We start from the raw sequence: 19,944 nt of genomic DNA on the forward strand, positions 1-19,944 counted from the left end.
CGGACCGGCCGGCACAGGGCGACGCGACCTCCGGCGGCGGTCTCGCACCAACCCCGGCCCGCATCCGCCGGGCCGGCCCCGCTGCCCTGCTCCCGGGAGGGCTCGCGCGCGAGTGGCGTAACGCTCCGGCCACGCCGTACCCCCACGTGGGGAACGGGTGGAGCGTGCCCGATAGCCTTTCGCCCATGACCACGTTGCCTCGCGGCGCAGCCGCTCCGAGTGCCCGCGCCGTGCGACGCCGCCGTGCCGTCGCCACCGCCGGCGCCGTATCCGCCGGACTGCTCGTCCTGTCGGCCTGTGACAAGCCGACGGCGATGTCCACCCTCACCGTCGGCAGCTCCTCGGTGAGCTCCGAGGCGACCTGCGGCGGCGAGGGCGAGGCCCTGAAGGCCGCCGACCTCTCCAAGTGCCTCAAGGACAAGGACGTCAAGGAGATCACGGTCGACCCGGACGAGACCGTGCGCTTCGGTGTCGACCCGGAGGTGGCCGACAAGGGCTGGACGATCCTGATGAACGGTCAGCCGCTGACCGACTCCAGCACCAAGACCTACCGCACCATCCCCGGCAGCGTGTTCTTCAACGCCCAGTACGGCGCCCAGGGCGACTCGACCCTGGTGTCGGTCAAGGAGGGCGAGAGCAACGCCACCGGCCTGTGGAACTTCCGGCTGAAGAAGGACGCCTGATCGACCCGGAGAACGGCCCGAGCGGCCCCGGTACGTCCGCCGCACCCGTGTCCCCCGCCGGTACGGGGCCCGGGGCCCGGGGCGGCGTCCTCGTGGCCACCGCGGTCCCCGCCGAGCGGGACGCGGTGGCCGGGGCGTTCCCGGGAGCCGTGCGTCAGGTCGCGCTGCCCGGGGCGGCCGGGGGGAGCATGGCCAAGATCGCCGGCGGCCCCGACGTCCTCGCCGCCGGTGTCGGACCGGCCCTCGCCGCCGCCTCCACGGCCACCGCCCTCACCGCCGCCGCCTTGGCCGGCAGCCCCTACCGTCTGGTCGTCTCCGCCGGGATCGCCGGCGGTTTCGCGCCGCACGCGCCCCTCGGCTCGCTCGTCGTCGCCGACGAGATCACCGCCGCCGACCTGGGCGCCGAGACGCCGGACGGCTTCCTGCCGGTGACCGCCCTCGGCTTCGGCACCGTCACCCACCTGCCCCCCGCCGCCCTGGTCCGGGACGCGGCCGCCGCGACCGGCGCCCTCACCGGCGCCGTCCTCACCGTGTCGACGGTGACCGGCACCGCGGCCCGCGCCGCACACCTGGCCGGCCTGCACCCCCGCGCGCTCGCCGAGGCCATGGAGGGCTTCGGCGTCGCCGAGGCCGCCGCCGCGCACGGCGTGCCCGTGCTGGAGGTCCGGGCGGTGTCGAACCCCGTGGGGCCGCGCGACCGCGGCGCCTGGCGCATCGGCGACGCCCTGACCGCCCTCGCCGAGGGGTTCGGGAAGCTCGCGCCCGTCCTGGAGAGTTGGAACCCGCATGACCAGTGAATCCCGTAACCCCGGCGAGTCCGGCGAGCGTGGGCCCGTGACCGACGGCCGCCCGCTCGGCATCGCGTACTCCCCCTGCCCGAACGACACCTTCGTCTTCGACGCCCTCGCGCACGGCCGCGTGCCCGGCGCGCCCGCCCTCGACGTCACCTTCGCCGACATCGACCTCACCAACGGCATGGCCGAGCGCGGCGAGCTCGACGTGCTGAAGGTGTCGTACGCGGCCCTCCCCTACGTCCTCGACGAGTACGCCCTGCTGCCCTGCGGGGGTGCGCTCGGCCGGGGCTGCGGCCCGCTGGTGCTGACGCGGGAGGAGGGGGCCGATCTGAGCGGCCGTACGGTGGCGGTGCCGAGCGAGAGGTCGACGGCGTACCTGCTCTTCCGCCTCTGGGCGGCCGACACCCTGCCCGGCCCGGTCGGCGAGGTCGTCGTCATGCCGTTCCACGAGATCATGCCGGCCGTGCGGGACGGGAAGGTCGACGCGGGCCTCGTGATCCACGAGGCCCGCTTCACGTACCGGAACTACGGGCTGCACCAGCTCGCCGACATGGGCGAGCACTGGGAGCGGACCACCGGGCTGCCGATCCCGCTCGGCGCGATCATCGCCAGGCGGTCCCTGGGACCGGCGGCCCTGACCCGGCTCGCCGACGCGGTCCGCGCCTCCGTACGGGCCGCCTGGGACGACCCCGAGGCGACCCGCCCGTACGTCATGGAGCACGCCCAGGAGATGGACCCGGCCGTCGCCGACCAGCACATCGGGCTGTACGTCAACGAGTTCACCGCCGACCTCGGCGAGGACGGCTACGCGGCGGTGCGGGGTCTGCTGACCCGCGCGGCGGCCGAGGGACTGGTACCGCCCCTCGGCCCGGACGCCCTGCGGTTCCCGTAGGCACGGGCACAGACGGGCGGGGGCCGGCCCCCTACCGGTTGCTCAGGGGTTTCTGCCGGTGGCGCGGTGTCCAGGCACCTCCTGGACACCACTCCACCGGCAGAAACCCCGAGGCATCGGGACGGGGGGCGGAATCGGCGCCGTCCGCCCGAAGGGCGGGACTTCCCCAACACGTCCCGGAAATGTTCTGACGATCCTGAAAACGCGCCCGGGCCCTCCCGGTGCGGCCCGGTCGGTGTTTCCGTACGGACCCGGGTGGCCCGGGCGGCCGGAGCGGGATCCTCAGGACACTTCTAGACGTCCAGTTGGTCGGCGACGGCGCGCAGAAGGCCGGCGATCTGCTTCCCGGAGGTGCGCTCCGGGTAGCGGCCCCTCTCCAGCATCGGTGTGATGTTCTCCAGCAGGGTCGTCAAATCCTGGACGATGGAGGCCAGCTCGTCGGGCTTCTTGCGCTGGGCCGCCGCGACCGACGGGGTCGGGTCGATGACGGTCAGGGACAGGGCCTGGTCCCCGCGCTGCCCGGCGACCACGCCGAACTCGACGCGCTGGCCCGGCTTCAGCGTCTCAAGGCCGGCGGGGAGCACCGAGGAATGGACGAAGACGTCCCCGCCGTCGTCACGGGAGAGAAAGCCGAAGCCCTTCTCACTGTTGAACCACTTGACTTTGCCGGTGGGCACGACCGTCCTCGTCCTCGTACTCGTCGGAAAACTGCTTCGGAAACGGCTCTTGATAGCACTCAGGCGGGCCCCGGTGACCCGCCGCAACCAAGGCTAGTGGTCTTCGGGCCGCTGACAAGACGTCACCGGGTTGTTCCCTCGCGCCAGGAACTACCCTGGTCCGGTGGCTGACAAAACCCAAGCGAATTCCCCGGCCCCCGGAGACGGCCTGGTCCGTGCCGGCGGCATCGTCTTCATCATCGGCGCTGTGGCCACTCTGGTCACGGTGGCACCGTTGTTCCTCGGAATCGACGCCTTTCCGACGTACATGTTCGTACTGAGCATGCTCATGGGCGTCGGATTCCTGATGGCGGGCGCCGGCGTGCTGCGGTCGGCCGCGGCGGGACGCCGTCAGGCCCGCGCCGCCACGAAGCAGGCCCAGGGCCTGTGACGGAAGGGGCGTCTGCCGTGCGGCGCCCGGCAGGCCCTCCCGCCGCACCGCCCGAAAGCCCGGGTACGCCCGGTACGAGGACTTTCGGACGGCGCGCCGGGAGCACGCTCCCCCGAGCTCTCGCCTTCGCTCGAGCAGGGGGGACCCCCATGACGCCGCGCGTCAGGCGTGGACTCCGGCCACGTAGGCCGAGAACCAGCGGGGGAACTCGGTCAGGTCGGCGAGGACGACGTCCGCGCCGGCCTCCCGCAGTTCCGCGGGGGCGCAGGGGCCGGTGGCGACGGCGACGGACAGTGCGTCGGCGGTCCGCGCGCCGCGTACGTCGCCCACGTGGTCGCCGACGTACACGCCCGCGCCGTGCTCGCGCAGCGCCAGCGCCTTCTGCTCGGCCCACAGGTCGCCGATCACGGCGTCCGGCTCGATGCCGAGGTGGGCCAGGTGCAGCTTGGCGTTCGGCTCGTACTTCGCGGTGACGACGACGGCGCGCCCGCCCGCCTCGCGCACGGCGGACATGGCCTCGCGGGCGCCGGGCAGCGCGGGCGTGGCGGCGATGGCGTACGTCGGGTACATCGCCCGGTACAGGTCGGCCACCTCGTCTACCCGGTCGGCCGGGAACCAGTTGACCAGCTCGTCCGCGAGGGGCGGTCCCAGCCGGGTGACGGCGAGATCGGCGTCGATGGGGGTTCCGGTCCGCTCGGAGAGCGCCTGGTAGCAGGCGCGGATGCCGGGCCGGGAGTCGATGAGCGTCATGTCGAGGTCGAAGCCGACGGTGGGCGGGAGCGCGGTCGTGGAGGCCATACCCGCCATTGTGCCCAGCGCACGCAGACGACCGACCGGCCGTATGCCCCCGGCCCCGGGCTCCGTCCGGCGGGTCGGGGCGGAGGGAACCGGCGGCGGCTGTCCGGCTTGGGTGAGCGGGGTCTGGTGCGTGCGGCCGCGGGGCCGAGGAGGGAGGCGCCGTGAGGGGGGGGGTCCTCCTGCTCGAGCGGGAGCTGGCCGGGAGGGGTCGGCGAGGGACGGCACAACGCCACCGGAGGCTCCCCCTGGCCGAGGAGCTTGGGAGGAGGGCGTGCGGGCGTGCCGGACCCCGTCTCTCCAGGATGATCCGCCGGTCAGGTCCAGGGCCTGCTGTGAAAGGGGCGTCGTCGCCCGCGGGGCGGCCGCGCGGCGCCCTGGAGGCCCCCCTGCCCGAGCCAGGCCGAGAGCTCGGGGAGCGTGCTCCCGGCGCGCCGCCCGGAAGCCCTCCTGCCGGGCCGGCGTACCCGGGGGCTTCCGGGCGGCGCGGGTGCGGCGGGAGTGCCTGCCGGGCGCCGCACGGCAGGCGTCACGCTCGCCCCAGGCCCTAGCGGGGTCGCTGGGAGCGCCAGGTCAGGAACAGGGCCGAGGCGACGGCGGCGGCCCGGACCACCCAGGGCCAGGTCTCGGAGACGGCCTCGTTCATGGCGCCGTCGGCGATGGGGGTGCCCCAGCGTCCCTCGGTCCTGCCCCACAGCCAGGCGACTCCGCCCGCGATCGCGAGACCGGGCAGGACGACGACCGCCCACTTGATCTCGGCCTGGCTGAGGCGGCGGGAGGCGTAGACGATGACCCAGCCGAGGAACAGGGCGAACCAGTTGCCGAGCACGGCGCCCACGACCAGCAGGCCCGCGGCGACCAGGAGCAGCGGGTTGCTCCAGTTGCCGGCCGGGAGGCGCGGGAGCCGGCGGCGGAAGGCGGAACCGGTCTTCTCCTTCTCGTTCCCGGCCTCGACGACGACGGGGGCGGGGGCGGGGGCGGGGACGCTTTTGCCCGGCCGCCCGGCGGTGCCCGGGGCGTCGTCCGTGGCCGACGGGGCCTTGAGCAGTTCGGGGATCTCGACGCCGCCGACGAAGCCGGGGACCTCGTCACCGACGCCGAAGGGGCTGCTGTCCGTCCGCCACCAGTCGGGCTGGATGGCGCTGTCGCCGAGTTCGTCCATACCGGCCAGGTGCGGCGCGGACGGTCCGGCGGGTGCGGAGGGGGCGGCGGGTGCGGAGGGGGCGGCGGGGGCGGCGGGGGCGGCGGGCGAGCTGTCGGCCGGACGGGGGCGGGGAACCGCGCGGCGCAGGACGCTCTTCGCCCGCCGGCCGCGGTCGCCGCCCCGCTGGGCGGGAACCGCGGCGGGTGCCGGCGCGGGCCGGCCCGGGGTGGCGCCCGCGCTCCCCTCCGCGCCGAAAGCCGCCCCCTCAATACCGGATGCGCTGCCGGATGCGCTGCCGGGGGCGCCGGAAGAGGCCGCCGTCACGACCTCGTCCGGGGTGCCCATACGGGAGATGATGCGGCGCACGGCCGTCGGGGAGTCGACCACGGCCTTCGCCCGGCGCCGGTCGATCTCGTCCCGCAGCCCGGCGACCAGACGCATGCGGGTCGCCGACGGCAGCTGCCGCTGCTGGGCCACGTCGCCGACGCGGCTCAGATACTCGTAGACGACCTGGTCACTCTCGATACCCACGAAGTCCCCTCCGGGGCGGTTGCGTTGGCGGGCGACGTCGCACGACGGTACCGCGAGTCCGGCCGGCCGGCCCAACTCCACGCACCCCACCCGCGGATCCACCCGCTACGGTGATGCGGATGAGCACCGAGGAGAAGCCCGCGGCGGCCCCCCGATCCCTCGCGGAGGCGCTCCGGGCACGGGACGACGCCGGGCTTGCCGCGCTCCTGCGCAGCCGGCCGGATCTCGTCACGCCCGTGCCCGCCGACCTCACGCAGCTGGCCACCCGGGCCGGTACGCGCGCCTCGGTCGTCCGCGCCCTGGAGCGGCTGGACCGGTTCACGACGCAGACCGCGCAGGCGCTGGCCGTGGCGGCCGATCCGGCGTCGTACGACGAACTGCTCGGGCTGCTCGCGGGCGACGAGGGCGACCCGGCGGTGTCCGCCGCGCTGCCGGGCGCCGTGCGGACGCTGCGCGAGCAGGCGCTGGTGTGGGGCGACGACGACCGGCTGCGGCTGGTCCGTACGGCCCGCGAGCTGCTCTCCCCGTCCCCGCAGCACCCCTCGCCGACGGGCCTCGGCCCGACCGTGCGGGAGGCGACGGCCGGGATGTCCCCGGGGCGGATCCAGGAGATCGTCACGACGGTCGGACTGCCCTCCACGCACGACTCGGTCTCCGCCGTGGCGGCGCTGACCGGGCTGTTCACGGACCGGGCGCGGATGGCGGCGCTGCTGGCCGAGGTGCCGCCGGAATCGGTGGAGGTGCTGGAGCGGCTGGTCTGGGGGCCGCCCTACGGTCAGGTCACCGCCGATCCGGCGACCCGGCTGCGCCGGCTGCTGGACCGCGGGCTGCTGCTGCCGACCGCGCCCGGGACGGTCGTCCTGCCGCGGGAGGTGGCGCTGCATCTGCGCGGCGGGCGGGCGCACCGGACGACGGAGCCGGTGCCGCCGCCGGTCGAGGCCGCGGCCACGCACCGTCCCCAGGTGGTGGACGCGACGGCGGCCGGACAGGCGTACACGGCGCTGGCGACCGTCGAGGAGCTGCTGAAGGACTGGAACGAGGGCGGCCCGGCGGTGCTGCGGTCCGGCGGGCTGAGCGTGCGGGACCTGAGGCGGACCGCCGTCGCCCTGGACGTGCCCGAGACGGTCGCCGCCTTCTGGGTCGAACTGGCGTATGCGGCGGGGCTGGTGGCCTCCGACGGTGAGGCCGACGAGCGGTACGCGGCGACCCCGGCGTACGACAGCTGGCTCGAACGGCCCGCCGCCGAGCGCTGGACGACGCTCGCCGCGGCGTGGCTGGCGGCGACCCGGACGCCGGGGCTGGTCGGCGGGCGGGACGCGAAGGACCACACCCTGGCGGCGCTCGGTCCGGGGCTCGACCGGTCGGCGGCGCCCGAGGTGCGGCGCCGGGTGCTGGCCCTGCTGGCGGGGCTGCCGGAAGGGGCGGCGCCGGACTCCGGGTCGGTGTCGGAGCGGCTGCGGTGGGAGCGGCCGCCGCGCCCGGCGGGCGGCGCGGCAGGCCCCGGTTCCGCCGCAGGGGGCGCGGGCGAGGGCGACGATCTGCGCTCGCGGCTCGCCCGGTGGACGCTGGCCGAGGCCGAGATGCTGGGCATCACCGGCCGCGGCGCGCTGTCCGCGCACGGACGGGCCGTACTCGGGTTGCCCGCGCCGAAGGCACAGGCGGGGCGGACGCCCCCAGGGCCGGTGACGGCGCTGGGGACGGGCACGGGCACAGGACCGGGCACGGGCACAGGACCGGGCACGGGACCGGGGACAGGACCCAGCACAGGACCCAGCACGGGGCCGGGATCCGCGTCGCAGCCGGGGGCGGCGGGGCCGGAGCCGACGGGGCCGGGCGACCGTCTCCCCGTCCACCACCACCACCGGCCGTCCGTCCCGCACCCGAGCTCCCCCGCCCCGCCCCCGCTCTCCCCCACCCTCCCTGCCCTCACCGCCGCCGAGCAGGCCGCCGCGTCCTCCTCCGCCGCCCGGCTGCTCGCCCCGCTGCTGCCCGAACCGCTGGACCACGTCCTGCTCCAGGCCGACCTGACGGCGGTCGCGCCCGGCCCGCTCCAGCGGCCGCTCGCGGACATGCTGGGGGTGCTGGCGGACGTGGAGTCGAAGGGCGGGGCGACCGTCTACCGGTTCACGCCGGGCTCGGTGCGCCGTGCCCTGGACGCCGGCCGGGCCGCCACCGACCTGCACGCCTTCCTCTCCGCGCACTCCCGTACACCGGTGCCGCAGCCGCTGACCTACCTGATCGACGACGTGGCCCGCAGGCACGGGCACCTGCGGGTGGGCGCCGCCTCCGCGTACGTGCGCTGCGACGACGACGCGGTGCTGAACGAGATCCTCGCCGACAAGCGGGCCGCCGGGCTGGGCCTGCGCCGGATCGCGCCGACCGTGCTGGCCGCGCGGGCCGATCCGGCCGGCCTGCTGGAGGGGCTGCGCCAGATGGGGTTCGCGCCGGCCGCCGAGTCCGCCGAGGGCGATGTCCTGATCACCCGCGCCGACGCCCGCCGCACCCCGCCGCGCACGGCACCCGAGCCGGTCCCGGAGGGGCCGCCGGCGCCCGACGAGACCCTGCTCGCGGCGGCGATCCGCGCCGTCCGCGCCGGCGACCTCGCCGCGACGGCCCCGCGCAGGACCACAGCCGGGGAGACGGGCGGGGAGACGGGCGGTCCCGGGGCGGGGAGCGGTGCGCTGCCGCGCACCGGGGCCGCCGAGACACTCGCCACCCTGCAGGCCGCCGTCCTCACCGGCGAGGCGCTGTGGATCGGCCACGTCAACGCCGAGGGCGTCGCCGGCCGGCGCGTCATCGCCCCGGTCCGTGTCGAGGGCGGCTTCGTCACCGCGTACGACCACACGGCCGACGAAGTGCGGACGTACCCGCTGCACCGGATCACCGGGGTCGCGGAACTCGCGGACGAGGAGAGCTGAAGCCCGCTCCGCCGCGCGCTCTCCCCGCACGGTACGGAGCGCGGCGTCGGACGCCGACGGCTGCCTCGCCGCGACGACGGCGTACGGCAGGCCCGCCTGCCCGCAGGACGGCACGGCCGGGCACGGTCCGCTGACGGGCGCGGGCCGCTGCTGCGGGCCGGTGCCGTCAGGTGCGCGGCCGGTTCACCGGGGCGGTGGGCGGTGCCGTGGCCGCCGCCGGGGTCGGGTCCGGGCACGACCGGAACGGGGTGTGAGAGGAAGACGCGCTCGAGGACGACGTCGCCGGCTTCCTTTTTTGTCGCGGGGTCGGGGACCGGGAGGAACCGGCGCGTCCGGGGGACGCTGCGCATCCGGCAGTCGAGGAGCCCGCGGAAGGCGGGGCGGGTCACGCGCGGCGTTCCCCCCTAGGGTGCGGCGGCAGCGGGAAGGCCGGGGACAGCCGGTGGGCAGCCGGTGGGCAGCCCGCGGCGGCGGGGAGACTGAGGACCATGGTGAGGCCACCGCCGGGGGTGTCCTCGGCCTGCAGGGTGCTCCTCATGGCCTCGGCGAAACCGCGGGCGACCGCCAGGCCGAGGCCGACCCCGTCCCTCCGCGGGGCGTCGCCGTAGCGCTGGAACGGGGAGAAGATGAGCTCCTTGACCTCGTCGGGAACGCCCGGCCCCCGGTCCACCACACGCAGTTCCACCCGGTCGGCGAGCGTGCTGGCCGTCACCAGGACCGGCTCGTCCTCGGGGCTGTATTTGACGGCGTTCTCCACGACGTTGGCGACCACCCGCTCCAGCAGCCCTTTGTCCGTCGCCACCATGGGAAGGCTTTCGGAGATGTCCAGGACGACGACCGACTCCGGTTCCGGAATCCCGCCCAGGGCCAGCGGAACGACCTCGTCCAGGTCCACCTCACGGATCAGCGGCGTGAGGGTTCCGGTCTGCAGGCGGGACATGTCGAGCAGGTTGCCGACCAGGTGGTCGAGACGGTCGGCGCCCTCCTCGATCGCCTCCAGGAGCCCGGCCCGGTCCTCCTGAGACCATTCCACGTCGTCCGACCGCAGCGACGACACGGACGCCTTGATCCCGGCGAGCGGAGTGCGCAGGTCGTGGCTGACCGCGGCGAGCAGAGCGGTACGGATGCGGTTGCCCTCGGCCAGGTCCCTGGCCTGGTCGGCCTGGGACTGAAGCCGTCGGCGGTCCAGGACGACGGCGGCCTGCGCCGCGAACGCGGCCAGGACGCGGCGGTCGGAGGCGGGCAGCACCCGGCCGCGGATCGCGAGCGCCATGTGGTCGCCCACCGGCACGTCCACGTCGGCGTCCTCGGGCCGTGCCACGGCGGGGGTGGCCCCGACGCTGCCGGCGCAGGTCCACAGCGCCTTGTCGTTCTCCCTCTCCAACAACGCCACGGAGTCCACGGCGAAGGTCTCCCGCACGCGCTCCAGCAGCGCCTCCAGGCTGGTCTCCCCGCGCAGCACGCTGCCGGCGAGGAAGGACAGGGTCTCCGCCTCGGCGCGCAGCCGGGCCGCCTGGTCGGTGCGGCGTGCCGCGAGGTCCACCACCGAGGCCACGGACACGGCGACGCCCACGAAGACCGTGAGGGCGAGGATGTTCCGGGGGTCGGCGATGGTGAAGGTCCGGATCGGCGGCGCGAAGTACCAGTTGAGCAGCAGTGATCCCACCGCGGCGGAGGCGAGGGCGGGCAGCAGGCCGCCGAGCAGCGCCGCCGCCACCGTGAGCGCGAGAAACAACAGCATGTCGTTGGCCAGGCCCACATCGGGCAGAGCGGCTTTCAGCAGCAGGGTCCACAGGGCGGGGCCGAGTACGCCGACCAGCCACCCGGCCGCGATGCGGGGCCGCCCGAGCCGAGCGCCTCGGGCGGCCGGGAGGCCGCGGCCCTTTCCCACCTCGTCGTGTGTGATGAGGTGGACGTCCAGGTCGGGCCCGGAGTCACGGGCGACGGTGGCACCCACGCCGGGCCCGAGTATGTACTGCCAGCCCTTGCGCCGGGACGCTCCGAGCACTATCTGCGTGGCGTTCGCCCCGCGGGCGAACTCCAGGAGCGCGGTCGGGATGTCGTCACCGACGACATGGTGGAAGGTACCGCCCAGATCCTCGACCAGGGCGCGCTGGACGGCCAGTTCCTTGGGCGAGGCCGAGGTCAGCCCGTCGCTGCGGGCCACATAGAGCGCCAGCACCTCACCTCCGGCCCCCTTCTCCGCGAGGCGTGCCGCCCGCCGTATCAACGTCCGGCCCTCGGGCCCACCGGTCAGGCCGACCACGATCCGCTCGCGCGAGCCCCAGATCGTGCGGACCCCGTGCTCGGTGCGGTACTGCTGCAGGTACTCGTCGACCCGGTCGGCCACCCAGAGCAGGGCCAGTTCGCGCAGGGCGGTGAGATTGCCGGGGCGGAAGTAGTTGGACAGGGCTGCGTCGACCTTGTCGGGTGTGTAGACGTTGCCGTGCGCCATCCGTCGGCGCAGGGCCTCGGGCGACATGTCGACCAGTTCGATCTGGTCGGCCCGGCGCACCACCTCGTCCGGCACGGTCTCCTGCTGGCGTACGCCCGTGATGGACTCGACGATGTCGCCGAGCGACTCCAGGTGCTGGATGTTGACCGTGGAGATGACGTCGATTCCGGCCGCGAGCAGTTCCTCCACGTCCTGCCAGCGCTTCGTGTTGCGGGAGCCCGGAACGTCGGTGTGGGCGAGCTCGTCGACGAGGACGACTCCGGGGCGGCGGGCCAGCACCGCGTCCAGGTCCATTTCCGTGAACGTGGTCCCCCGGTACTCCAGCCGTCTGCGCGGCACCTCCTCCAGGCCGTGCAGCATCCTCCGGGTGCGGGGCCGGTCGTGGGACTCCACGAAGCCGACCACGCAGTCGGTGCCGCGTTCCGCCCTTCGGTGCGCCTCGGACAGCATGGCGTAGGTCTTGCCGACGCCCGGTGCCGCGCCGAGGTAGATCCGGAGTCTGCCGCGTGCCATGGTCTCGTTTCTGCTCTCGTGGTGGTGCGGGCGGTACGGCCGGGCCGGGGTCACGCCTCGAAGCGGTAGCCCATCCCGGGCTCGGTGATGAGATAGCGGGGGCGGGAGGGGTCGGCCTCCAGTTTGCGGCGCAGCTGGGCCATGTACACCCGCAGGTAGTTGGTCTTGTTGCCCAGGGTCACGCCCCAGACCTCGTGCAGCAGCTGTTTCTGCGTGACGAGACGGCCGGGGTGGGTCACCAGGATCTCCAGCAGGTGCCACTCCGTCGGGGTCAGGTGGATGTCGTGGTCGGCCCGGCGGACCTTCTTCGCGACCAGGTCGACGGTGAAGCCGTCCGTCGTGACCAGTGGGACCCCGGGGGCGCTCGGCGCGGTCTCCGTGCGGCGGACCGCGGCGCGCAGACGGGCGAGCAGCTCGTTCATGCTGAACGGCTTGGTGATGTAGTCGTCGGCTCCCGCGTCCAGCGCGTCGACCTTCTCGTCGGAGGCCTGGCGGGCGGACAGCACCAGGACCGGCACGCGGGTCCAGCCGCGCAGCGCCTTGATGACCTCGACGCCGTCCATGTCCGGCAGGCCGAGGTCGAGGACGACCACGTCGGGCCGGCGCACGGCGACCAGGCGCAGGGCGGTGGCGCCGTCCGGGGCCGCATCGACCCCGTAGTGGCGGGCCTGCATGGTGATGACGAGCGCGCGTACGAGCTGGGGGTCGTCCTCCACGACCAGCACCCGGGTCATCGGTGGACGCCTTTCCTGTCGTGCACGGGGTGGAACGGTCCGCCGGGAGTTCGCGGCGATAGGAGCCGGCGGCCTCGGAAGACCCTCCGGAACGCCGGCTCCCGCCCTTCGCCTCGTTCCATCAGCTCTCGGCCCTGAGTTCCTTGAGCGCGATGTTCAGTTCGAGCACATTGACCCGGGGTTCACCGAGGAAGCCGAGGGTGCGGCCCCGGGTGTGCTCCTCGACCAGCCTGTCGACCTGTGCGACGGGCAGGCCGTTCCGCTCCGCGACCCGGTGGACCTGGAGGTCCGCGTACTGCGGGGAGATGTGCGGGTCCAGGCCGGAGCCGGAGGAGGTGACCGCGTCGGCGGGCACGTCGGAGGGCCTGACGGTGCGGCCACCCACGGAGTTGTCCTCGACGACCGCGGCCTTGGCGTCCTTCACCCACTGGATCAGCTCCGCGTTGTCGGCGGAGCGGTTGGTCGCGCCGGACAGGATGAGCTCGTACCGGGTGTTGACGCTGTTGGTGCCGAGGCCGTTGGCCGGACGGCCCTGGAACCACTTCAGGTCCGGTTCCGGGGTCTTCTGCCCCTCCTTCGGTGGCAGGGTGTACGACTGCCCGATCAGTGAGGAGCCGACGACCTTGCCGTCCGCCTCGATCTCGGAGCCGTTCGCCCGCCCCGGGAGGAGCCCCTGGGCGACACCGGTGATCACCAGCGGATAGACGACGCCGGTGACCAGGGTCAGGACGAGGAGGGCTCGCAGGCCCGTCCCGAGGAGCCGGGCGGTGTTCGACACGGAGTGGTTCATGGAGATCAGCCGATTCCGGGGACGAGGGAGACGAGCAGGTCGATGATCTTGATGCCGGCGAAGGGGGCGATCAGCCCGCCGAGCCCGTAGACGGCGAGGTTGCGGCGGAGCATCCGGTCGGCGCTCGTCGGCCGGTAGCGCACGCCCCTCAGCGCGAGCGGGACCAGGGCGACGATGATCAGCGCGTTGAAGATCACCGCCGAGAGGATCGCGGAGTCGGGCGAGGACAGACGCATGACGTTGAGCTTGTCCAGGCCCGGGTGGACGGCGGTGAACAGGGCCGGGATGATCGCGAAGTACTTGGCGACGTCGTTGGCGATGGAGAACGTCGTGAGCGCGCCGCGGGTGATGAGGAGCTGCTTGCCGATCTCCACGATCTCGATGAGCTTGGTCGGGTTGGAGTCGAGATCGACCATGTTGCCGGCCTCCTTGGCGGCCGACGTTCCGGTGTTCATCGCCACGCCGACGTCCGCCTGGGCCAGCGCAGGGGCGTCGTTGGTGCCGTCGCCGGTCATCGCGACCAGCCGGCCGCCGGCCTGTTCGCGCTTGATGAGGGCCAGCTTGTCCTCGGGGGTGGCCTCGGCGAGGAAGTCGTCGACGCCGGCCTCGTCGGCGATCGCCTTGGCGGTCAGCGGGTTGTCGCCCGTGATCATGACGGTCCTGATGCCCATGCGGCGCAGTTCCTCGAACCGCTCGCGCATGCCGTGTTTGACGACGTCCTTGAGGTGGATGACGCCCAGGGCGCGAGCGCCCCGGTCGTCTTCGACCGCCACCAGCAGCGGTGTGCCGCCCGCCTCGGAGGTGCGGTCCGCGGTCTCGCCCACGTCCGCGGCGACCGTGCCGCCGCGCTTTTCGACCCAGGCGGTCACGGAACCCACCGCGCCCTTGCGCACCTTGCGTCCGTCCGTGTCGACGCCCGACATGCGGGTCCGGGCGGTGAACCGGATCCAGTCGGCACCGACGAGTTCGCCCTGGTGGCGTTCGCGCAGTCCGTACCCCTCCTTGGCGAGGACGACCACGGAGCGGCCCTCCGGGGTCTCGTCGGCCAGCGACGACAGCTGGGCGGCGTCCGCGACCTCGGCCTCGGTGACACCGCGTGCCGGGAGGAACCCGGCGGCCTGCCGGTTGCCCAGCGTGATGGTGCCGGTCTTGTCCAGCAGCAGCGTGGAGACGTCGCCGGCGGCCTCGACCGCGCGGCCCGACGTGGCCAGCACGTTGCGCTGCACCAGCCGGTCCATGCCCGCGATACCGATCGCCGACAGCAGGGCCCCGATCGTCGTCGGGATGAGGCAGACCAGGAGCGCGACGAGCACGACCATCGTCAACTCCGTGCCCGCGTGGTCCGCGAACGGCGGCAGCGTGGCGCAGGCGAGGAGGAAGACGACGGTCAGCGAGACGAGCAGGATGTTCAGCGCGATCTCGTTGGGCGTCTTCTGCCGGGCAGCACCCTCGACCAGGTTGATCATCCGGTCGATGAAGGTCTCACCGGGCTTCGTGGTGATCCGGACGACAACGCGGTCGGAGAGAACCTTCGTACCGCCGGTGACGGCGCTGCGGTCGCCGCCGGACTCACGGATGACCGGAGCCGACTCGCCGGTGACCGCCGACTCGTCCACGGAGGCGACACCCTCGACGACGTCACCGTCCCCGGGGACGGTGTCGCCCGCCTCGCAGACGACCAGGTCGCCGACGCCCAGCCGGGTGCCGGGCACCCGCTCCTCGCGCCCGTCCACGAGACGGCGGGCGACGGCGTCGGTCCTGGCCCTGCGCAGGGTGTCGGCCTGCGCCTTGCCGCGGCCCTCGGCGACGGCCTCCGCGAGGTTGGCGAAGAGCACGGTCAGCCAGAGCCAGGCGCTGATCGTCCAGCCGAACCAGTCGCCCGGGTCCAGGAAGGAGAACACCGTCGTCAGAACGGACCCGATCAGGACCACGAACATGACGGGCGACTTCACCATCACCCGCGGATCGAGCTTGCGGAGGGCGTCGGGCAGCGACCTGACCAGTTGTTTCGGGTCGAAGGCGCCCGCGCCGACACGGCCCTGACCGGACGTGGGCCCGGTGGGTGCGTCGTGGTGCGGCGTCCGGGCCGGGGCGGTGGTGGACATCGGGTCCTCGTGCTTCTGCGTGTCGGTGGTCATGGCGCCAGCCCTTCCGCGAGGGGGCCCAGCGCAAGCGCCGGGAAGTAGGTCAGACCGGTGATGATCAGGACCACCCCCACCAGCAGCCCGGTGAACAGGGGCTTCTCGGTACGCAGGGTGCCCGCGGTGGCCGGAACCGGCTTCTGCTCCGCCAGCGACCCCGCCAGCGCCAGGACGAACACCATCGGCAGGAAACGGCCGAGCAGCATCGCGATGCCGAGCGTGGTGTTGAACCACTGGGTGTCCGCGTTCAGACCGGCGAAGGCGGAGCCGTTGTTGTTCGAGGCGGAGGTGTAGGCGTAGAGGATCTCGGAGAACCCGTGCGCTCCGCTGTGGGTCATCGAGTTCGCCGGGGTGGGGAGCGTCATCGCCGCGGCGGTGAAGGTCAGTACCAGGGCCGGGGTGACCAGGATGTAGCAGGCGGCGAACTTGATCTCCCGGATGCCGATCTTCCTGCCGAGGTATTCGGGGGTGCGGCCCACCATCAGGCCGGCGACGAACACCGCGACGACCGCCATGACGAGCATGCCGTAGAGGCCGGAGCCGACACCGCCGGGCGCGATCTCGCCGAGCATCATGCCGAGCATCGTGATACCGCCGCCGAGGCCGGTGAAGGAGGAGTGGAAGGAGTCCACCGCACCCGTGGAGGTCAGGGTGGTGGCCACCGCGAAGATGGAGGAGGCACCGACACCGAAGCGGACCTCCTTGCCCTCCGTGGCGCCGCCCGCAAGCTCGAGTGCCGCGCCGCGGTGGGCGAACTCGGTCCACATCATCAGGACGGTGAAGACGACCCAGATGGTGGCCATGGTCGCGAGGATCGCGTGGCCCTGCCGGACGGAGCCGACCATGAGGCCGAACGTCCGGGTCAGCGAGAAGGGGATGAGAAGGATCAGGAAGATCTCGAAGAGGTTCGTGAACGGAGTGGGGTTCTCGAACGGGTGGGCGGAGTTGGCGTTGAAGTAGCCGCCGCCGTTGGTACCGAGCTCCTTGATGGCCTCCTGCGAGGCGACCGCGCCACCGTTCCACTCCTGCGTGCCGCCCGTGAACTGACCGACCTCATGGATGCCGGAGAAGTTCTGGATCACCCCGCAGGCCACGAGGACGACCGCACCGACGGCCGCGAGCGGCACCAGGACACGGACCACACCCCGCACCAGGTCGGCCCAGAAGTTGCCCAGCTCGCCGTTGCGCAGGGAGGTCCCCCCTGCTCGGGCGGAGCCGGGAACCCGGGGAGGGGCGAATCCCCGCACCAGAGCGACGCAGACGGCGATCCCGACCGCCGCGGAGACGAAGTTCTGCACGGCCAGACCGGCGGTCTGCACGACGTGGCCCATGGCCTGCTCGCCGGAGTACGACTGCCAGTTCGTGTTGGTGACGAAGGAGACGGCGGTGCTGAACGCCTGGTCCGGATCGATCGAGGCGAAACCCAGCGAGCCGGGCAGCACGCCCTGGAGCCGCTGGAGGGCGTAGAGGAAGAGGACACCGACCACGGAGAAGGACAGCACGCCGCGCAGATAGGCGGTCCGGCGCATCTGCGTGTCAGGGTCGGCACCGATGCCCTTGTAGAGCCACTTCTCCACGCGCCAGTGCTTGTCGGAGGAGTAGACCCTGGCCATGTGGGTGCCGAGGGGAACGTGGGCGAGCGCCAGCGCGGCCGTGAGAGCGAGCAGCTGGAGCACGCCGGCGAGGACGGGGCTCATGCGGTGCTCAGAACCTCTCCGGGTGGATCAGGGCGAGGACGAGGTATCCCAGCACGGCGACGGCGACGACCAGGCCGACGATGTTCTCGACGGTCACAGCTTCGTCACCCCCTTGGCGACGAGAGCCACGAGCGCGAACAGCGCGATCGTGACGGCGACGAAGGCCACGTCGGCCATCGCGAACTCCCAGTGAGGTTCGAAAGGAGAATCTGACAAGAAGAGAAAAGCGCCTGTACAGCTGGATTCGGCCGCCGTTGACGGCTTCCGTACGGCGGTCCGGACGTTCTTAGCGGGTCTCTTACGGACGGTCGGCCGCATGCCCTCTGCGACCCCCGGCAGCCGCCGGACGCCGTTCAGGGCAGACGGGACGGCAACCGGCCGGTCACCGCGTCGGTCCCGCGCCGCACCGGGTGGGCGACCACGGCGCCCCGCCGGTCGTGCGGCAGCCGCTGCCCCAGACACTCCGGTCCGGCTTCGGGGACGAGCCGGGTGACGGGGGTGCCGGGCCCGGAGCGAGGGGAATCAGCGCGGTTCCGGGTCCCACTCGGCCCAGGCCTGTTCCGGGGCGTGGTTCCGCGCGTGGTCCCCGGCGTCCGGACGGCGGCGCTCCGCCACCCCGCCCCCCGGTTCGCGCCGTTTCCCGGCCGACGGCGAGGCGGAAGTCGCGACTCTCCGCGTCCGGGCCCGGACCGGCGCCTGCCCGCTCCCCCGTACGGCGCTTCGCCGCCCGTGCTGTGGCCACCGTCACTCCGGCCCCCGGGCGGCGGGCGATCAGGCAAACTGGACGTTTGGCCGTGCTGTGCCCGTGCATGCCCGTGCCGAGCCCGTCGCAGAAAGGCAGCCGCGCGTGAATGGTCCGCTCATCGTCCAGTCCGACAAGACGCTTCTCCTGGAAGTCGACCACGAGCAGGCCGGTGAGTGCCGTCGTGCCATCGCCCCGTTCGCCGAGCTGGAGCGGGCGCCGGAACACATCCACACCTACCGGGTGACCCCGCTCGGCCTGTGGAACGCGCGGGCCGCCGGGCACGACGCCGAGCAGGTCGTGGACGCGCTGGTGAAGTACAGCCGCTACCCGGTGCCGCACGCGCTGCTCGTCGACATCGCGGAGACGATGGACCGCTACGGCCGGCTCAGCCTGCTCAAGCACCCGGTGCACGGTCTCGTGCTGACCAGCACCGACCGGCCCGTCCTGGAGGAGGTGCTGCGCTCCAAGCGGATCGCCCCGCTGGTCGGCGCCCGCCTCGACCCGGACACCGTCGCCGTGCACCCCTCGGAGCGCGGGCAGATCAAGCAGGTGCTGCTGAAGCTGGGCTGGCCCGCCGAGGACCTCGCCGGGTACGTGGACGGCGAGGCGCACGACATCGAGCTGCGCGAGGAGGGGTGGGCGCTGCGCCCCTACCAGAAGCAGGCCGTGGAGAACTTCTGGCACGGCGGCTCCGGGGTGGTCGTCCTGCCCTGCGGCGCGGGCAAGACGCTGGTGGGCGCCGGTTCGATGGCGCAGGCGAAGTCGACCACGCTGATCCTGGTCACCAACACGGTCTCGGCCCGCCAGTGGAAGCACGAGCTGGTGAGGCGTACCTCGCTGACCGAGGAGGAGATCGGCGAGTACAGCGGGACGCGCAAGGAGATCCGGCCCGTCACCATCGCCACCTACCAGGTGCTGACGACCCGCCGCAAGGGCGTCTACCCGCACCTGGAGCTGTTCGACTCCCGGGACTGGGGCCTGATCCTCTACGACGAGGTGCACCTGCTGCCCGCCCCCGTCTTCAAGTTCACGGCGGACCTCCAGGCCCGCCGGCGGCTGGGACTCACGGCCACGCTCGTACGCGAGGACGGCCGCGAGTCGGACGTGTTCTCGCTGATCGGGCCGAAGCGGTTCGACGCGCCGTGGAAGGAGATCGAGGCGCAGGGCTACATCGCGCCCGCCGACTGCGTCGAGGTCCGGGTCAACCTCACCGACTCCGAGCGGATCGCGTATGCCACCGCGGAGACCGAGGAGAAGTACCGCTTCTGCGCGACGACCGCGACCAAGCGGAAGGTGACGGAGGCGATCGTCCGGCGGTTCGCGGGGCAGCAGATCCTCGTCATCGGGCAGTACATCGACCAGCTGGACGAACTGGGCGAACACCTGGACGCGCCCGTGATCAAGGGCGAGACGTCGAACGCGCAGCGGGAGAAGCTGTTCGACGCGTTCCGGGAGGGCGAGATCAGCGTCCTGGTCGTGTCCAAGGTCGCGAACTTCTCGATCGACCTGCCGGAGGCGACCGTGGCCATCCAGGTGTCGGGCACCTTCGGGTCCCGGCAGGAGGAGGCCCAGCGGCTGGGCCGGGTGCTGCGCCCCAAGGCGGACGGCCACCAGGCCCACTTCTACTCCGTCGTCGCCCGCGACACCATCGACCAGGACTTCGCCGCCCACCGCCAGCGGTTCCTGGCGGAGCAGGGGTACGCGTACCGGATCATGGACGCGGACGAGCTGCTCGCGGAGGGCTAGCGCCGGACCGGGCCGCGCCAGGACCTGGGGCGGAAGGGGCGCCGTCGCCCGGAGGGCGGCCGCGCGGCGTCCTGGGGGTCCCCCTGCTCGAGCGAAGCCGGGAGCTTGGGGAGCGTGCTCCCGGCGTGCCGCCCGGAAGCCCTCCTACCGGGCCGGCGTACCCGGGCTTTCGGGCGGCACGGATGCGGCGGGGGGGGGGGGGGGGGGGGGCCCCCGCCCCCCCCCCGCCCCCCCCCGCCCCCCCCCCCGCGGCGGGGGG

General features: G+C 73.4%; 16 protein-coding genes. 6 read left to right on the plus strand and 10 right to left on the minus strand.

Going from position 1 to position 19,944, the window contains the following annotated elements; all coding sequences use genetic code 11:
* Positions 1-185 precede the first annotated feature (185 nt).
* From ORI94_RS19380 to ORI94_RS19390, 3 genes are all read left to right on the plus strand, one after another.
* Entirely contained in the window at positions 186-683 is a 498-nt protein-coding gene (locus ORI94_RS19380) for a DUF2771 domain-containing protein (RefSeq protein WP_266077231.1), read from the plus strand.
* Positions 684-775: 92 nt separating this feature from the next.
* Positions 776-1,480 (plus strand): futalosine hydrolase, encoded by a 705-nt coding sequence (locus ORI94_RS19385; RefSeq protein WP_266077388.1) that lies wholly within the window; start codon positions 776-778, stop codon positions 1,478-1,480.
* On the plus strand, positions 1,470-2,369 hold the full coding sequence (locus ORI94_RS19390; protein WP_266077233.1) for a 1,4-dihydroxy-6-naphthoate synthase: 900 nt from the start codon (positions 1,470-1,472) through the stop codon (positions 2,367-2,369). Before ORI94_RS19385 ends, ORI94_RS19390 begins: the two co-directional genes overlap by 11 nt.
* Positions 2,370-2,662: 293 nt before the next feature.
* On the opposite strand, the gene ORI94_RS19395 is transcribed toward ORI94_RS19390, so the two are convergent.
* Positions 2,663-3,046: a cold-shock protein gene (locus tag ORI94_RS19395; protein WP_042169034.1), complete on the minus strand. Its 384-nt coding sequence runs from the start codon at positions 3,044-3,046 to the stop codon at positions 2,663-2,665.
* A gap of 163 nt (positions 3,047-3,209) precedes the next feature.
* Between ORI94_RS19395 and ORI94_RS19400 the strand changes: the two genes are divergently transcribed.
* Positions 3,210-3,476, plus strand: coding sequence for a hypothetical protein (locus ORI94_RS19400; RefSeq protein ID WP_266077237.1), 267 nt, complete (start codon positions 3,210-3,212; stop codon positions 3,474-3,476).
* Between the two features lie 162 nt (positions 3,477-3,638).
* On the opposite strand, the gene ORI94_RS19405 is transcribed toward ORI94_RS19400, so the two are convergent.
* Both ORI94_RS19405 and ORI94_RS19410 read right to left on the minus strand, forming a co-directional pair.
* On the minus strand, positions 3,639-4,274 hold the full coding sequence (locus ORI94_RS19405) for an HAD family hydrolase (RefSeq protein ID WP_266077239.1): 636 nt from the start codon (positions 4,272-4,274) through the stop codon (positions 3,639-3,641).
* Positions 4,275-4,818: 544 nt separating this feature from the next.
* Positions 4,819-5,946, minus strand: coding sequence for a hypothetical protein (locus ORI94_RS19410; RefSeq protein ID WP_266077241.1), 1,128 nt, complete (start codon positions 5,944-5,946; stop codon positions 4,819-4,821).
* A gap of 119 nt (positions 5,947-6,065) precedes the next feature.
* Between ORI94_RS19410 and ORI94_RS19415 the strand changes: the two genes are divergently transcribed.
* A complete protein-coding gene (locus ORI94_RS19415; protein ID WP_266077243.1) occupies positions 6,066-8,864 on the plus strand; it encodes a helicase-associated domain-containing protein in 2,799 nt (932 codons plus the stop codon).
* 385 nt (positions 8,865-9,249) lie between these two features.
* On the opposite strand, the gene ORI94_RS19420 is transcribed toward ORI94_RS19415, so the two are convergent.
* The 7 genes from ORI94_RS19420 to ORI94_RS19450 all read right to left on the minus strand — a co-directional run bounded on the left by ORI94_RS19420 (position 9,250) and on the right by ORI94_RS19450 (position 17,410).
* Positions 9,250-11,832: an ATP-binding protein gene (locus tag ORI94_RS19420; RefSeq protein WP_266077244.1), complete on the minus strand. Its 2,583-nt coding sequence runs from the start codon at positions 11,830-11,832 to the stop codon at positions 9,250-9,252.
* Positions 11,833-11,882: 50 nt separating this feature from the next.
* On the minus strand, positions 11,883-12,566 hold the full coding sequence (locus ORI94_RS19425; protein ID WP_266077246.1) for a response regulator: 684 nt from the start codon (positions 12,564-12,566) through the stop codon (positions 11,883-11,885).
* Positions 12,567-12,687: 121 nt separating this feature from the next.
* Entirely contained in the window at positions 12,688-13,356 is a 669-nt protein-coding gene (locus ORI94_RS19430) for a potassium-transporting ATPase subunit C (RefSeq protein ID WP_266077248.1), read from the minus strand.
* A 5-nt stretch (positions 13,357-13,361) separates the two neighbouring features.
* Positions 13,362-15,494: a potassium-transporting ATPase subunit KdpB gene (gene kdpB / locus ORI94_RS19435; RefSeq protein WP_266077250.1), complete on the minus strand. Its 2,133-nt coding sequence runs from the start codon at positions 15,492-15,494 to the stop codon at positions 13,362-13,364.
* Positions 15,491-17,194: a potassium-transporting ATPase subunit KdpA gene (gene kdpA / locus ORI94_RS19440; RefSeq protein ID WP_266077252.1), complete on the minus strand. Its 1,704-nt coding sequence runs from the start codon at positions 17,192-17,194 to the stop codon at positions 15,491-15,493. The genes kdpB and kdpA overlap by 4 nt, the downstream gene beginning before the upstream one ends.
* Before the next feature lie 7 nt (positions 17,195-17,201).
* Positions 17,202-17,291: a K(+)-transporting ATPase subunit F gene (gene kdpF, locus ORI94_RS19445; RefSeq protein WP_042169016.1), complete on the minus strand. Its 90-nt coding sequence runs from the start codon at positions 17,289-17,291 to the stop codon at positions 17,202-17,204.
* Complete coding sequence (locus tag ORI94_RS19450; protein WP_266077255.1) at positions 17,288-17,410, minus strand: hypothetical protein; 123 nt, start codon at positions 17,408-17,410, stop codon at positions 17,288-17,290. The genes kdpF and ORI94_RS19450 overlap by 4 nt, the downstream gene beginning before the upstream one ends.
* Positions 17,411-18,041: 631 nt before the next feature.
* Here ORI94_RS19450 and ORI94_RS19455 point away from each other — a divergent pair.
* A complete protein-coding gene (locus ORI94_RS19455; RefSeq protein WP_266077257.1) occupies positions 18,042-19,685 on the plus strand; it encodes a DNA repair helicase XPB in 1,644 nt (547 codons plus the stop codon).
* Positions 19,686-19,944: the final 259 nt, after the last annotated feature.

Source organism: Streptomyces sp. NEAU-W12 (genome assembly GCF_026242095.1).
In the GTDB taxonomy this organism is placed as follows: Bacteria; Actinomycetota; Actinomycetes; order Streptomycetales; family Streptomycetaceae; genus Streptomyces.